Source organism: Pantoea sp. Ap-870, assembly GCF_011752515.1.
Lineage (GTDB): Bacteria > Pseudomonadota > Gammaproteobacteria > Enterobacterales > Enterobacteriaceae > Pantoea > Pantoea dispersa.
The window spans coordinates 562,293-578,096 of record NZ_VWXG01000001.1; the positions used below are offsets into that span (position 1 = coordinate 562,293).

The 15,804-nt window shown below is 55.5% G+C and carries 11 protein-coding genes; 7 read left to right on the top strand and 4 right to left on the bottom strand.

Going from position 1 to position 15,804, the window contains the following annotated elements:
- Positions 1–19 precede the first annotated feature (19 nt).
- The gene (locus F3J41_RS02735; RefSeq protein ID WP_058769542.1) at positions 20–1,171 is read left to right on the top strand and encodes an MFS transporter; all 1,152 of its coding nucleotides are present in this window, start codon (positions 20–22) and stop codon (positions 1,169–1,171) included.
- Positions 1,172–1,269: 98 nt separating this feature from the next.
- Here F3J41_RS02735 and pflA read toward each other — a convergent pair whose 3' ends face one another.
- The 4 genes from pflA to ycaO all read right to left on the bottom strand — a co-directional run bounded on the left by pflA (position 1,270) and on the right by ycaO (position 7,503).
- Positions 1,270–2,010 (bottom strand): pyruvate formate lyase 1-activating protein, encoded by a 741-nt coding sequence (gene pflA / locus F3J41_RS02740; RefSeq protein WP_058780812.1) that lies wholly within the window; start codon positions 2,008–2,010, stop codon positions 1,270–1,272.
- A 163-nt stretch (positions 2,011–2,173) separates the two neighbouring features.
- Positions 2,174–4,456: a formate C-acetyltransferase gene (gene pflB / locus F3J41_RS02745; RefSeq protein WP_058757765.1), complete on the bottom strand. Its 2,283-nt coding sequence runs from the start codon at positions 4,454–4,456 to the stop codon at positions 2,174–2,176.
- 69 nt (positions 4,457–4,525) lie between these two features.
- A complete protein-coding gene (gene focA, locus F3J41_RS02750) occupies positions 4,526–5,386 on the bottom strand; it encodes a formate transporter FocA (protein ID WP_021508350.1) in 861 nt (286 codons plus the stop codon).
- Positions 5,387–5,739: 353 nt separating this feature from the next.
- Entirely contained in the window at positions 5,740–7,503 is a 1,764-nt protein-coding gene (ycaO, locus tag F3J41_RS02755; protein WP_058757764.1) for a 30S ribosomal protein S12 methylthiotransferase accessory factor YcaO, read from the bottom strand.
- A gap of 311 nt (positions 7,504–7,814) precedes the next feature.
- Here ycaO and serC point away from each other — a divergent pair, with 311 nt between their 5' ends.
- The 6 genes from serC to F3J41_RS02785 all read left to right on the top strand — a co-directional run bounded on the left by serC (position 7,815) and on the right by F3J41_RS02785 (position 15,779).
- Entirely contained in the window at positions 7,815–8,900 is a 1,086-nt protein-coding gene (serC, locus tag F3J41_RS02760; protein ID WP_127833870.1) for a 3-phosphoserine/phosphohydroxythreonine transaminase, read from the top strand.
- Between the two features lie 85 nt (positions 8,901–8,985).
- Positions 8,986–10,272, top strand: coding sequence for a 3-phosphoshikimate 1-carboxyvinyltransferase (gene aroA / locus F3J41_RS02765; protein ID WP_127833871.1), 1,287 nt, complete (start codon positions 8,986–8,988; stop codon positions 10,270–10,272).
- Positions 10,273–10,470: 198 nt separating this feature from the next.
- Entirely contained in the window at positions 10,471–11,151 is a 681-nt protein-coding gene (cmk, locus tag F3J41_RS02770; RefSeq protein ID WP_021508346.1) for a (d)CMP kinase, read from the top strand.
- A 122-nt stretch (positions 11,152–11,273) separates the two neighbouring features.
- Positions 11,274–12,947: a 30S ribosomal protein S1 gene (gene rpsA, locus F3J41_RS02775; protein ID WP_021508345.1), complete on the top strand. Its 1,674-nt coding sequence runs from the start codon at positions 11,274–11,276 to the stop codon at positions 12,945–12,947.
- Between the two features lie 86 nt (positions 12,948–13,033).
- On the top strand, positions 13,034–13,318 hold the full coding sequence (ihfB, locus tag F3J41_RS02780; protein WP_010618275.1) for an integration host factor subunit beta: 285 nt from the start codon (positions 13,034–13,036) through the stop codon (positions 13,316–13,318).
- Positions 13,319–13,550: 232 nt separating this feature from the next.
- The gene (locus F3J41_RS02785) at positions 13,551–15,779 is read left to right on the top strand and encodes a DNA internalization-related competence protein ComEC/Rec2 (RefSeq protein ID WP_247656239.1); all 2,229 of its coding nucleotides are present in this window, start codon (positions 13,551–13,553) and stop codon (positions 15,777–15,779) included.
- The last annotated feature ends 25 nt before the right edge of the window (positions 15,780–15,804 follow it).

Genomic DNA, 15,804 nt, shown 5'->3' on the forward strand with positions numbered 1-15,804 from the left:
TCTTTTGGTTTTATTCCCTATGTCAACCTGGTCGCGCCCCGTCCTGCTGCTGCTTTGCGGCTTAATGCTGATGACGGTGTCTATTGCTGTGCTTAATACGCTGGTGCCGCTGTGGCTCACTCACGATCAACTGCCGACCTGGCAGGTGGGCATGGCGAGCTCTGCTTATTACACCGGCAACTTACTGGGCACCTTGCTGGCGGGCTGGTTGATTAATCGCTATGGCTTTAATCGCTGCTTTTACCTTGCCAGCGTACTGTTTGCGCTGGCAACCATGGGCATGGTGCTGCTGGACGGCTTTTACAGCTGGACGCTGCTGCGCTTCACCGCGGGCGTAGGCTGTGCACTGATTTGGGTGGTGGTTGAGAGTGCACTATTGTGCAGCGGTACCGTGCGCAATCGCGGTCAGCTGCTGGCCGCTTACATGATCATCTACTATCTTGGCACCGTTGCCGGTCAGCTGCTGGTGAGCCGTGTCTCGACAGAACTGCTGCACGTCATTCCCTGGGTGAGCGCGCTGATCGTCTGTGCCGTGCTGCCCGTGGTGTTTGTGCAGGTCAACGCCGGTGCGGCTACTGAAGAAGCCTCAACCGGGCGTATCTGGAGCATGCTGCGCCGCCGCAGCTCGCGGTTAGGTATCAACGGCTGCATTATCTCCGGTATCGTGCTCGGTTCGCTCTACGGCCTGATGCCGCTTTATCTTTCGCATCAGGGCATGAGCGATGCCACCGTGGGTTACTGGATGGCGCTGCTGGTCAGTGCCGGGATTGTCGGTCAGTGGCCGGTAGGGCGTCTGGCCGACCGCTTTGGTCGCCTGATGGTGCTGCGCGTGCAGGTGTTCGTGGTGATTCTGGGTGCGATTGCTATGCTGAGCGGAACGGCAATGGCGCCGGCACTGTTTGTGCTGGGGCTGGCTGGCTTTACGCTTTATCCGGTAGCGATGTCCTGGGCGTGTGAAACGGTAGCGCATCATGAACTGGTGGCGATGAATCAGGCGCTGCTGTTCAGTTATACCGTTGGCAGTCTGGTCGGGCCGGGGATGACCGCAATGCTGATGCAGAACTATTCCGATCGCCTGCTGTTTGTGATGATTGCGGTGGTGGCGCTGGTCTATCTGGTGATGCTGCTGCGTAAAGCCGATCAGCATGCAACACCGGTGGCGCATGCCTGATGGCAGTGCTTAAACGGGACATTCGCAACCTGTCGCAAATGTCCCGGCGGTAACGCTCTGTTTCTTACCGGTAAAGCTTCAGCTGCAGGCCAACCGTCTTAATACATGACGTTGTGGCCGTAACCGGCAAGAATATTTTTCACCCGCTCCATGGTCTCTTTCGTTGGCGGCTTCACGCCTTCCAGCTTGTACTCTTCACCCATCGCAATCCATTTATGCTTGCCGAGTTCGTGATAAGGCAGCAGCTCGATTTTCTCTATGTTAGTCATGTCTTTAGTAAATTCACCAAGGCGATGCACCGAATCGTCATCGTCCGAATAACCCGGCACCACCACATAGCGAATCCAGGTCCTTTTACCGCGCTTTTGCAGATAGCGGGCGAAATCCAGCGTGCGGTGGTTTGACACGCCGACCAGAATCTCATGGATATCATCATTGATTTGCTTGAGGTCGAGCATCACCAGATCGGTCGCATCAAGCAGTTCATCGATCACCGGATCGTAACGACGCACAAAGCCGTTGGTGTCGAGGCAGGTATGGATGCCCTCGGCCTGGCAGGCGCGAAACCAGTCGCGCACAAATTCAGCCTGCAGAATGGCTTCACCGCCGGATGCCGTCACGCCGCCACCAGACGCATTCATAAAGTGGCGATACGACAGCACATCCCTCATCAGCTCATCGACGGTGATCTCCTTACCGCCGTGAGTGTCCCAGGTATCGCGGTTGTGGCAGTACAGGCAGCGCATCAGGCAGCCCTGGAAGAAGGTGATAAAACGGATGCCGGGACCGTCAACGGTGCCGCAGGATTCAAACGAGTGGATACGACCGATGGTTGACATTGCGATGTATTCTCCGGTTCAGCCTGGCGCGCAGGCGGCACAATCTGTGTTGTGCTCTGGGGATGTAAGTCGGTTTTGCCAGACTGCCTGCAAAAGCAGACTGGCAAAACAGGCTTGTGGAGAAAAGGCTCCCGCAGGAGCCTTTCGATTAAAGTGAGGAGGATTACAGCGACTGAGTAAAGGTACGGGTAATCACATCCTGCTGCTGCTCTTTCGTCAGCGAGTTGAAACGTACGGCATAACCGGAAACGCGGATGGTCAGCTGTGGATATTTCTCAGGGTGCTCCATGGCATCCAGCAGCATTTCACGGTTCATGACGTTAACGTTCAGGTGCTGGCCGCCCTCGATACTGGCTTCGTGATGGAAGTAACCATCCATCAGGCCAGCAAGGTTGGTTTTACGCACGTTATCATCTTTGCCCAGCGCATTCGGTACGATAGAGAAGGTATAAGAGATACCGTCTTTGGCGTAGGCAAATGGCAGTTTGGCCACGGAAGTCAGTGAAGCGACAGCACCTTTCTGGTCACGGCCATGCATTGGGTTGGCACCTGGTCCAAATGGCGCACCGGAGCGGCGACCATCCGGGGTGTTACCGGTTTTCTTACCGTATACCACGTTGGAGGTGATGGTCAGTACCGACTGCGTTGGCACCGCATTACGGTAGGTCTGCAGTTTCTGAATTTTCTTCATGAAACGTTCAACCAGGTCACAGGCCAGATCATCCACGCGCGGGTCGTTGTTACCGAACTGCGGATATTCACCTTCAATCTCGAAGTCCACTGCCAGACCATCGGCGTCACGTACGGGTTTCACTTTGGCATATTTAATCGCTGAAAGTGAGTCCGCGGCGACAGACAGGCCTGCGATACCACACGCCATGGTACGGTAAACGTCACGGTCGTGCAGTGCCATCAGCGCGGCTTCATAACTGTACTTATCATGCATGTAGTGGATGATGTTGAGTGACGTGACGTACTGTTTTGCCAGCCAGTCCATGAAGTGGTCCAGACGCGCCATCACGGTGTCATAATCCAGCACATCATCAGTGATTGGCGCTTCTTTCGGGCCGACCTGCATTTTCAGCTTCTCGTCCACACCGCCGTTGATTGCGTACAGCAGTGTTTTAGCCAGGTTGGCACGTGCGCCGAAGAACTGCATTTGTTTACCGACAATCATCGGGCTCACGCAGCAGGCGATGGCGTAGTCATCATTGTCAAAGTCCGGACGCATCAGGTCATCGTTCTCATACTGCAGCGATGAGGTGTCGATGGAGACTTTTGCCGCATACTTTTTGAAGTTAACCGGCAGTTTCTCAGACCACAGGATGGTCATGTTTGGTTCCGGTGATGGACCCATGGTGTACAGCGTGTTCAGGAAGCGGAAGGTGCTTTTCGTCACCAGCGTACGACCGTCAACGCCCATACCAGCCAGTGATTCAGTGGCCCAGATTGGGTCGCCAGAGAACAGCTCATCGTATTCCGGCGTACGCAGGAAGCGCACCATACGCAATTTCATCACCAGATGGTCAATCAGCTCCTGCGCCTGCTCTTCGCTCAGTTTACCGGCTTTGATATCGCGCTCGATGTAAACGTCGAGGAAGGTGGACACGCGACCAAACGACATCGCGGCACCGTTTTGTGATTTCACTGCTGCGAGGTAACCGAAGTAGGTCCACTGTACTGCTTCCTGCGCGGTGGTGGCTGGCAGGGAGATATCAAAGCCATATTTGGCGGCCATCTCTTTGATCTGGCCCAGTGCGCGGTGCTGCTCAGAAATCTCTTCACGCAGGCGAATGGTGGCTTCGAGATCAACGCCATTTTCCATGTCACTCTGCAGTGAGTTGAACTGAGCCACTTTGTCTTTCATCAGGAAGTCGATGCCGTACAGCGCGACGCGACGGTAGTCACCGATAATACGACCGCGGCCGTATGCATCTGGCAGACCGGTCAGCACGCCTGATTTACGGCAGCGCAGGATATCCGGGGTGTAAACGTCAAACACGCCCTGGTTGTGGGTTTTGCGGTAATCGGTGAAAACTTTCTTCAGCGCCGGGTCCAGCTCGCGGCCGTAAATTTTACAGGAGCCTTCCACCATTTTAATGCCGCCAAACGGGATAATGGCGCGTTTCAGCGGGGCTTCAGTCTGCAGACCAACGATGGTTTCCAGCGATTTGTTAATATAGCCCGCATCGTGTGAGGTGATGGTAGACGCTAAATCAGTGTCGAAATCAACCGGTGCATGGGTACGGTTTTCAATTTTGATGCCTTCCAGCACGCTGTCCCACAGTTTGGTGGTGGCTGGCGTCGCGCCGGCGAGGAATGCTTCGTCACCTTCATACGGCGTGTAGTTCTTTTGGATGAAGTCACGGACGTTGACGCTATTCTGCCATTCACCGGCGCTAAATCCTTCCCAGGCTGACGCCATTTTTTCATTCAGTTCGGACATGATATACCTGCCTTATTTAGGGAGACTGTAACGTATGGCGCGCTGCTCAGCACGCCCGTACTTAATGACTCAGTGCGCGGACTCACCGTCGCGCAGATAGATAACCCAATAGGTCAACCCGACTAACAGACCGCCGCCAATGATGTTGCCGATGGTTACGGGAATCAGGTTATTAACAATAAAATCGCCAATGCCCAGTGCAGGAAATTGCGCCGCGCTGGCACCGGTCATCTGCCAGAATTCCGGGCTGGCAAAATCGCGAATCATGATGGCCATCGGGATAAGGAACATATTGGCGATGCTGTGCTCAAAGCCGCTGGCTACGAACATCGCAACCGGTAAAATCATCGCTACCATTTTGTCGAGCAGGCTGCGGCCGGAGTAGCTCATCCACACCGCCAGACACACCATCAGGTTAGCCAGTGTACCGAGGCTTACCGCTTCGATAAACGTATGATGCATTTTGTGGTCGGCGGTCTGTAAGACATTCAATCCCCAGGCACCATTTGCGACCATATGCTCACCGGCCAGCCAAATCAGCGCCACAAAAAACAGCGCGCCGCACAGGTTGCCAACGTAGACATTGAGCCAGTGACGACCCAGTTGCAGCCAGGTAATGCGTCCGCTGGCTTTTGCCACCACAATCAGCACCGTTGAGGTAAACAAATCAGCGCCGCAGACCACAACCAGCATCAAACCCAGTGAGAAGCAGATGCCACCGATCAATTTGGCCATGCCGTACGGCATAGTGCCGCTTCCGGTGGTGGCGGTGATATAAAACACAAAGGCAATGGAAATAAAGACGCCAGCAGTGATAGCCAGAAAGAAGGTGGTTAAGGGATGTTTCGTCGCTTTATAGACACCGGCATCTTCTGCGACTTTTGCCATCGCCGCCGGTAATAATGAATTAAAAGGGTTGTCAGCTTTCACACTAACGCTCTCCAGAAATTGTCTGTAAAGATACTAACAAAGGAGTATAGGTCAGGAGTTGATGTGGATCATATTTGCCGAAACGGCAGGGTTAAGCAAAGCCGCAAAACGACCGGAAAATCAATTAAGCTATTGAAATTTATTCAATAAATAATTTTTAATTTATGCAAAATAAGTTGAAGGTGCGGCAGGCTTAAGGGCTGTTTTGTTAAATACTGTTTATCAATGATAGTGAATTGTTATTTATTATTTTCTGCGCCCGATGAATTTTCAGCGGCATAAAAAAAGGGCACTGGATACTGCCAGTGCCCGTTAATTTTCAGGCTATTTCGTCACAGACAAAATGCGCCGATTTATTTCGCAGACCAGTAACGACGTTTTGCCGCCTGTAATTTTTCATACGCGGCCAGCAGTGCCTGATGCGCCGGGAACGCGTGCAGATCGCGGTCAACCACCTGCAGACCGTAGAATGGTGCCTCACCGCTGATGGCAGCCGAAGCGGCGTCAACGGCGGCTTCGCCATACATGCGCACAAACGCGCGATGATACTGCAGCGGATCGCGATCTTCTTCCATCGCCAGCAGCAGCAGAGTCTGCAGGCAGCGATAGTAGTTGGCACGCTCAGGGCTGAAGATCGACTGGTTGAATTCCATGGTCCATTCCGTCCAGATCAACGCCTGATCCAGATCGCCACCGGCCAGCGCCAGCATCGCTTTCAGCTCGCCAATACGCAGCGTGAACCAGCCGTTATCTTTGCCGGTCGCCAGCCCCAGCAGTTCACGCACGCGGGTGAAGTCATCATGACCTTCTTCATCCAGCTGTTCGATCAGAGCCAGATACTCCTCGGGTTGCCACTGGGTTGCCGGCAGGGACAACAGCGTTTCACGCAGTGATGCTCCCATGTTGTTATTCGCCAGCAGCAGGTCTTCGGCAGGGTAAATATCAGACATGCCCGGTACGATAATGCGGCAGGCGTAAACGTCCAGATGTTCGTAGTCGGCGATATACACTTCTTTATCTTCCGCACGGAAGATCGCCATCAGCGTATCGAACTCTTCATGGGTGGCGCCGGCAAAGCTCCAGTCGACAAAGGGATAGTCGGCATCGTCTTTGAACATATCCCAGGAGATCAGACCGCTGGAATCAATGAAGTGGGTTTCAAGGTTAGCGTGTTCGGCCACTTCTTCATCATCGAAGGTGGGCGGGGTAAACACGTCGAGATCTTTCAGGCCGCGGCCCTGCAGCAGTTCGGTGACGGTACGTTCCAGCGCGACACCAAAGTCCGGATGGGCACCAAAAGAGGCAAAGCAGGTGCCGTTAGCCGGGTTGAACAGCACCACACAGATCACCGGATAGTTGCCGCCCAGCGAAGCGTCATAGGAGAAAATCGGGAAACCTTCCGCTTCAAGACGATTGATGGCCTCCACCACGCCAGGATAGCGCTGCATCACCGCTTCAGGAATTTCCGGCAGGCTGATGGATTCCGCGATAATGCGGTTTTTAATATGGCGCTCAAACACTTCGGATAAGCCCTGTACGCGCGCTTCATTGGCGGTGTTGCCAGCGGACATGCCGTTAGACACATACAGGTTGCCGATGATGTTCATCGGAATATAAACGGTTTGCTGATCGGACTGGCGGGTAAATGGCAGGCCGCAGATACCGCGATCGGCATTACCAGACTGCAGATCCACCAGGTCGGACGCGCTCAGGCTCTGTTCCGGATCGTAAAACTTACGCAGGCGTGCATCCAGAATGCCTTCCGGCAGGCTGTCATCGTCGGTCAGCGGGAACCATTTCTCGTTCGGGTAGTGCACGAAGTCGCCGTTAGCGATGGTTTCGCCCAGCCAGAAATCGGCAAAGAAGTAGTTGGTTGAGAGGCGCTCAAAATATTCGCCCAGCGCTGAGGCCAGCGCCGCTTTTTTACTGGCGCCTTTACCGTTAGTAAAACAGAGCGGGCAGTCGCGGTCGCGAATGTGCACTGACCAGACGTGCGGCACCGGGTTCAGCCAGGAAGCTTCTTCAATGTTGAAACCCAGATCCTGCAGTTTCTGCTGGAAGCGTGCGATGGAGTCTTCCAGTGCGGCGTCTTTACCTGGAATAAACGTTTGCGTCATGGTGGCGCTCTCTCAAGTCGATGGTTGGGCGTAAAGCGCGCAATAATACGGGTTTTGCGCCTGCTTCGCTATTGCTCCGCCAAATTTCTCAACGCATTGTTACGGCTTTTTCGCGCTCTGGCAGCTGTCTGATTTTACTTCACCGCACTGCCTCACAAAATTCCGTGGCTTATTACATTTGTGACATAAGCTGCGGTGGAGCGGGCTCTGGAAATGTGATCGCTGCCGGATAAATGATTGCAGCCATCCGGAGGCAATGATAAAACCGATGGGGTATTCATAACCGTTCGATATGACAATGGTGAGGGGAAATGGCGCAGGTTTATAATTTTAGCTCCGGACCGGCAATGCTGCCGGTGGAAGTGCTTCGTCGTGCAGAACAAGAACTGACAAACTGGCATGGCTTAGGCACCTCGGTGATGGAAATCAGTCACCGCAGCAAAGAGTTTATTGAAGTCGCGGAAGCGGCGGAGCAGGATTTTCGCGATCTGCTGAAAATCCCGGCCAACTACAAAGTATTATTCTGCCATGGCGGCGCGCGTGCGCAGTTCGCGGCAATCCCGGGCAATCTGCTGGGCGATGCCAGCCGCGCGGATTACATCGATGGCGGCTACTGGGCGCACAGCGCTATTAAAGAAGCAGAAAAATTCTGCTCGCCGAACGCCATTGACATCAAAACCACCCGTGAGGGTAAACGCGCACTGTTACCGATGCGTGAATGGCAGCTCAGCGAAGATGCTGCTTATGTGCATTTCTGCCCGAATGAAACCATCGACGGGATTGCCATCGATGAAGAGCCAGACTTCGGCGATAAAGTGGTGGTGGCCGATCTCTCTTCGACCATCCTGTCCCGCCCGCTCGACATCAGCCGCTACGGCGTGATTTATGCCGGCGCGCAGAAGAACATCGGTCCCGCTGGCCTGACGCTGGTGGTAGTGCGTGATGACCTGCTGGGCAAAGCGCAGCGCTGGGTGCCCTCCATTCTCGACTACAAAGTGCTGGCCGAAAACGATTCGATGTTTAACACGCCGCCGACGTTTGCCTGGTATCTCTCCGGCCTGGTGTTCAAATGGCTGAAAGAGAAGGGCGGTGTAGCGGAGATGGATAAGGTTAATCAGGCGAAAGCCGATCTGCTGTACGGCGTGATTGATAGCAGCAGCTTCTACCGTAACGACGTCGCCAGTGAAAACCGTTCCCGGATGAACGTGCCTTTCCAGCTGGCCGATGCTGCGCTGGATAAGGTGTTCCTTGAAGAATCACTGAAGGCGGGCCTGCATGCGCTGAAGGGGCACCGTGTGGTTGGCGGCATGCGTGCCTCGATCTACAATGCGATGCCGCTGGAAGGCGTTAAAGCGCTGACCGAATTCATGGTCGACTTCGAACGTCGTCACGGTTAATTATCTTTTTTAGTGCCAGCCTGCCCGGCTGGCATCAGACCCTGTCACTGGACAGGGTCTCGTATTTCTGGAGATTTGGTTTCACATGCAGGACTCCCTGACTTTACAGCCGATTGCCCGCGTTGACGGCACGGTAAACTTACCGGGCTCAAAAAGCGTATCAAACCGCGCCCTGTTACTGGCCGCGCTGGCGAACGGCACCACACGTCTGACCAACCTGCTCGACAGCGATGATGTTAAACACATGCTTAATGCGCTGCAGGCGCTGGGCGTCAGCTATACCCTGTCAGCCGATCGCACCGTGTGTGAAGTGGTCGGCAATGGTGGACCGCTGCGTGCCGATCAGCCGCTGGAATTGTTCCTGGGCAATGCCGGAACCGCGATGCGTCCGCTGGCGGCCGCACTGTGCCTCGGCGAGCAGTCGGTGGTGCTGACTGGCGAACCGCGCATGAAAGAGCGTCCGATCGGCCATCTGGTCGATGCGTTACGGCAGGGCGGCGCGCGCATTGATTACCTCGAACAAACCGACTATCCGCCGCTGCGTCTGAACGGCGGATTTACCGGCGGCGAAGTCAGTGTCGATGGCAGCGTTTCCAGCCAGTTCCTGACGGCGCTGCTGATGACCGCGCCGCTGGCACAGAACGACACCACGATCACCATCAAAGGCGAGCTGGTTTCCAAACCCTACATTGATATCACTCTGCACCTGATGCGTTGCTTTGGCGTGGACGTTGATAATCAGCACTATCAGCGCTTTGTGGTGAAAGGTCAGCAGCAGTATCAGTCGCCGGGTGATTATCTGGTGGAAGGCGATGCGTCGTCAGCGTCCTATTTCCTTGCCGCGGCGGCAATTCGCGGCGGTACGGTGCGGGTTACCGGGATTGGCCGCAACAGTGTGCAGGGCGACATCCGTTTTGCCGACGTGCTGGAGAAGATGGGAGCGGTGATCGAGTGGGGCGACGATTATATTGCCTGCACGCGCGGTGCGCTGAACGCCATTGATATGGACATGAACCATATTCCGGATGCGGCAATGACAATCGCTACCACCGCGCTGTTTGCTGAAGGCACCACGCTGATGCGCAACATCTATAACTGGCGCGTAAAGGAGACCGATCGCCTGGCGGCCATGGCGACCGAGTTGCGTAAAGTCGGGGCGGAAGTGGAAGAGGGGCACGATTTTATTCGCGTCACACCGCCTGCGCAGTTACAGCACGCTGATATCGGCACGTACAACGATCACCGTATGGCGATGTGTTTCTCGCTGGTTGCGCTGTCCGACACGCCGGTAACTATTCTCGATCCCGGCTGTACGGCGAAAACCTTCCCGGATTACTTCCAGCAGCTGGCAAAAATCAGCCACGCATCCTAATCCGCCCGCCCGGTACCGCTGTGCCGGGCTTCTGAACCCTCTGCTGGCCTCACTGGCGGGAAATTGTTCTTAAACTGTCGAAATTTCTGGCGCTGTCTACGCTAAAGGGTAACCAAGCGGACGCGGGCAGCGTATAATGCCGCGCAATCCAGACAGCCAAGAAGGCTGATCATCAGCACGCAGCAACAGGAGAGAACAATGACGGCAATCGCCCCGGTAATTACCATTGATGGCCCAAGCGGCGCGGGTAAAGGGACTTTATGTAAAGCGATGGCGGAGTCGTTGCAGTGGCACCTGCTGGATTCAGGGGCTATTTATCGCGTACTGGCTCTGGCCGCGCTGCATCATCAGGTGGATATCGAGTCGGAAGAAGCGCTGGTGCCTATGGCGGCGCACCTTGACGTGCGTTTTCTGTCGGTAGACGGTGAAATGCAGGTAGTGCTGGAAGGTGAGGATGTCACCGGCGAAATCCGCACCCAGGAAGTGAGCAATACGGCGTCGCGCGTGGCGGCATTTCCGCGCGTGCGTGAAGCCTTGCTGCGCCGACAGCGTGCTTTCCGCGAGGAGCCGGGTTTAATCGCCGATGGACGTGATATGGGCACCGTAGTTTTCCCGGACGCGCCCGTTAAAATTTTCCTCGATGCCAGCTCCGAAGAGCGTGCGCATCGCCGTATGCTACAGTTGCAGGAAAAGGGCTTTAGTGTTAACTTTGATCGCCTTTTATCCGAGATAAAGGAACGCGACGACCGCGATCGTAACCGCGCCATCGCGCCTTTAGTGCCAGCCGCTGATGCTCTGGTGCTGGATTCAACCAGCATGACCATTGAGCAAGTGATTGAAAAGGCACTAGATTATGCCCGCCAGAAGCTGGGCATTTAATCTTTTCGGCGACCGAATTGTAGTAACCCTGTGCCAGGGAAGCGGTGCAGGGCATGTGAAACAACCCCATCCGACAATGACGTCAGGTGGACGTTAAATTGAAGAATCCTAAGATTATCAATATGACTGAATCTTTTGCTCAACTCTTTGAAGAGTCCCTGAAAGAAATCGAAACCCGTCCGGGTTCCATCGTTCGTGGCGTCGTTGTTGCTATCGACAAAGACGTCGTGCTGGTTGATGCGGGTCTGAAATCTGAATCTGCTATCCCTGCAGAACAGTTCAAGAACGCAGCCGGCGAACTGGAAATCCAGGTGGGCGACGAAGTTGACGTTGCTCTGGATGCAGTAGAAGACGGCTTCGGTGAAACCCTGCTGTCCCGTGAGAAAGCTAAACGTCACGAAGCTTGGATCACGCTGGAAAAAGCTTACGAAGACGCTGAAACTGTTACCGGTGTTATCAACGGCAAAGTTAAAGGTGGCTTCACAGTTGAGCTGAACGGTATTCGTGCGTTCCTGCCAGGTTCACTGGTTGACGTTCGTCCGGTCCGCGACACCCTGCACCTGGAAGGCAAAGAGCTTGAATTCAAAGTAATCAAGCTTGATCAGAAGCGTAACAACGTCGTGGTTTCTCGCCGCGCGGTTATCGAATCTGAAAACAGCGCTGAGCGTGATCAGCTGCTGGAAAACCTGCAGGAAGGCATGGAAGTCAAAGGTATCGTTAAGAACCTCACTGACTACGGCGCATTCGTTGACCTGGGTGGCGTTGACGGCCTGCTGCACATCACCGATATGGCGTGGAAGCGCGTTAAGCATCCAAGCGAAATCGTCAACGTGGGCGACGAAATCACTGTTAAAGTGCTGAAGTTCGACCGCGAGCGTACTCGTGTATCTCTGGGCCTGAAACAGCTGGGCGAAGATCCATGGGTTGCTATCGCTAAGCGTTATCCGGAAGGTACCAAACTGACCGGTCGCGTGACCAACCTGACTGACTACGGCTGCTTCGTTGAAATCGAAGAAGGCGTTGAAGGCCTGGTACACGTGTCTGAAATGGACTGGACCAACAAAAACATCCACCCATCTAAAGTTGTCAACGTAGGTGATGTGGTTGAAGTTATGGTTCTGGACATCGACGAAGAGCGTCGTCGTATCTCCCTGGGTCTGAAGCAGTGCAAATCTAACCCATGGCAGCAGTTCGCAGAGACCCACAACAAAGGCGATCGCGTTGAAGGTAAAATCAAGTCAATCACTGACTTCGGTATCTTCATCGGCCTGGACGGTGGCATCGACGGTCTGGTTCACCTGTCTGACATCTCCTGGAACGCGACTGGCGAAGAAGCCGTTCGTGAGTACAAGAAAGGCGACGAAATCGCTGCCGTTGTACTGCAGGTTGACGCAGAGCGTGAGCGTATTTCTCTGGGCGTGAAGCAGCTGGCTGAAGATCCATTCAACAACTACATCACCCTGAACAAGAAAGGCGCAATCGTGACGGGTAAAGTCACTGCAGTTGACGCTAAAGGTGCTACAGTAGAATTAGCTGACGGCGTAGAAGGTTACCTGCGCGCTTCTGAAGCTTCTCTGGACCGCATCGAAGACGCCACTCAGGTTCTGAGCGTAGGCGACGACGTTGAAGCGAAATTCACCGGCGTTGACCGTAAGAACCGCGTTGTGAGCCTGTCTGTTCGTGCTAAAGACCAGGCTGACGAGAAAGAAGCTATCAACACTGTTAACACCAAACAGGAAGATGGCAACTTCTCTAACGCAATGGCTGAAGCGTTCAAAGCGGCTAAAGGCGAGTAATCGACCCGAAGCACCGGACGGTGAAAATCGTCCGGTTTCGGTAAAAGCTGTCATACCTTTCCAAACAGGGATTAACCGGAGGTTACATGACCAAGTCAGAACTGATTGAAAGACTTGCTGGCCAGCATACTCATATCCCGGCGAAAGTCGTTGAGGATGCGGTCAAAGAGATGCTCGAGCACATGGCCACTACGCTGGCCCAGGGCGAGCGCATTGAAATCCGGGGATTCGGCAGCTTTTCTTTGCACTACCGCGCACCGCGCACTGGTCGTAACCCGAAAACGGGTGACAAAGTGGAACTGGAAGGTAAATACGTTCCCCACTTCAAGCCAGGCAAAGAATTGCGTGACCGTGCAAATATCTACGGCTAAGCCGTTACCGAACGATAAAAACGACACCTGCAGGTGTCGTTTTTTTTTGCCTCGCGTTCAGGTTTGCGATCCTGCTTCCATGTTGCTGTTCATTTCCTGCAACCACCATAAACTGCGCGTAATCCCTCTCTGAAATCGACATTTAGCCACATGCTTTTGCCTCTGCCAGCGCGCACAATCCGCGGCAATGACAGAAGAGGGCGTGCGCGTGACAATAATAGTGGTAGCCAGAATGATGCTCCTCGCGGCGCTGCCGCTGGGTATGCTGCCGCACATCCCTGCTTACAGCACCATTGTGCTGCTGTTAATAAGCGCACTGTTGCTGGCGTGTACATCAGTAATGCTTTTGCGCTACGCCGGACTGGGCTTGCTGCTGTTGAGCTGGGCACTGATCGAGGCGCGTCAGACGGTCGATACCCTCGAGCAACTGACCATGGCACCGGTGGCGGCCACGCTTCAGATAACTGCAGTGAATCCCGCGAAGAACCAGCTCACGGCGCAGGTAATCCGGGCAGGTGACCGCTACGTCTTTCCACCGTTGTTTGTCACGCTGCGTAATGTCAGCGATGAGGTCGCCTGGTGTGCGGGACAGCGCTGGCAGATGCAGCTGCGGCTACGCGCGGTGCACGCCCGGCTCAACGAGGGCGAATTTGATCTGCAGCGTTTTGCCATTGCTAACCACAGCGCGCTGCAGGGGCGTATTGTCAGCCAGCAGGCTGAGTCTCTGCGCTGCAGCTGGCGGACGCGTTTTATCGATCATCACCTGGCGCGTTTCACCGGGTTAACGCAGCCCGCAATAATACAGGCACTGGCCTTTGGCGTGCGTGACGCGATGACCCCGGCCCAGCGAGCCTTGCTGCGCGAAACCGGTACCGCGCACCTGATGGCCATCTCCGGCATGCATATCGCGCTGGCGGCCAGCGTAGGCTGGCTACTGGCGCGCGTCATCCAGTTAGTGTTACCTGCCAGGCAAATCGGCTATCTGATGCCGCTGCTGATCAGCGGGTTAACAGCGGCAGCCTATTGCTGGATCTCCGGCAGTCATCCGCCGGCACAGCGCGCGATGCTGGCGTTGACGCTGTGGCTGGCGACGCGTATAGCTGGCTGGCAGCTAAGCAACTGGCAGGTGTGGACGCTCTGCGTAGGGAGTTTGTTATGGCTTGATCCGCTGACGGTGCTGTCAGAAAGCTTCTGGCTGTCGGCGCTGGCCGTGGCGATGCTGATACTGTGGTTTCAGTGGTTTCCTCTGCCGCCACGTTTCCGCCAGTCGCGTCGCTGGCTCATGCTGCGACTGCTGCACCTGCAATTGGGCATGATGATTCTGATGGCGCCGCTGCAGATCTTTCTGTTCCACGGGCTCAGCCTGAGCGCGCTAGTGGCCAACCTGCTGGCGGTGCCGGTGGTGTCGCTGATTACCGTGCCGTTGATTCTGCTGGCGATGCTGTTGCCGCTGCCTGCAATCGCCGTTCCGCTATGGCAGCTGGCCGATCTGTCGGTCAGCCTGGTGATGCATGGGCTGGCGTGGCTGCCCGCCGGCTGGTGGCGCTGGAGCGATACGCTGCCGGCGGTGCTGCTGCTCTGGGCCGGGCTGGCGCTGTGGCGCAGCGGCTTGCTCGCGAAGGCGCTGATGCCCTGCTGCGCGCTGTTGCTCTCGCTGTGGTTCTGGCGCAGTAATGCCCAGCAGGACGACTGGCAGATTGACATGATCGATGTCGGACATGGTCTGGCGGTGGCGATCAGCCAGGGAGATGAGGTGATGCTGTATGACAGCGGACCCGGCTGGGCAGAGGACAATGCAGGCGGGCGCATTCTGTTACCCTGGCTGCACTACACCGGGCGCCAACTGCAAGGGGTGATCCTGAGCCACAAGCATCTCGATCACCGTGGTGGATTAGCCGCGCTGCAACAGGCGCGGCCTGGTCTGCGGGTTCGCAGCGCGCTCGGCGAGCCCGGGCATCTGCCGTGCTATCGCGGCCAGCAGTGGCAGTGGGGGCGTTTGCACTTTCACGCGCTATGGCCGCCGCGCGCGCAGACTGCCGGGCAAAATAACGACTCCTGCGTAGTGCGCGTGGATGATGGTCAGTTTAGCCTGTTACTGACCGGGGACATTGAGCTGGAGGCGGAGCGCAAGCTGGTCGCCCTGGAAAAGGGCGGCTTACAATCTACGGTTATCCAGGTGCCCCATCATGGCAGCCGGAGCTCCTCCGGCCCTTTACTGTTACGGAGTGTTGCCGGGCAGGCGGCGCTGGCTTCGCTGGCGCGCTATAACGCCTGGCGTATGCCCGCCATCGCCGTGGTCCAGCGTTACCGCGAGCAGGGCTATCGCTGGTATGACACTGCGCAATCAGGCCAGATTCACATCGCGATACGGCAGGGTCGCTGGCAGATTAAGGGGTTAAGAGAGCAAATAATCCCCCGCTGGTATCATCAGTGGTTTGGCGTCAAACGCGATTCCAGGTAGAATGAGCGGCTATTTCAAACAGCGT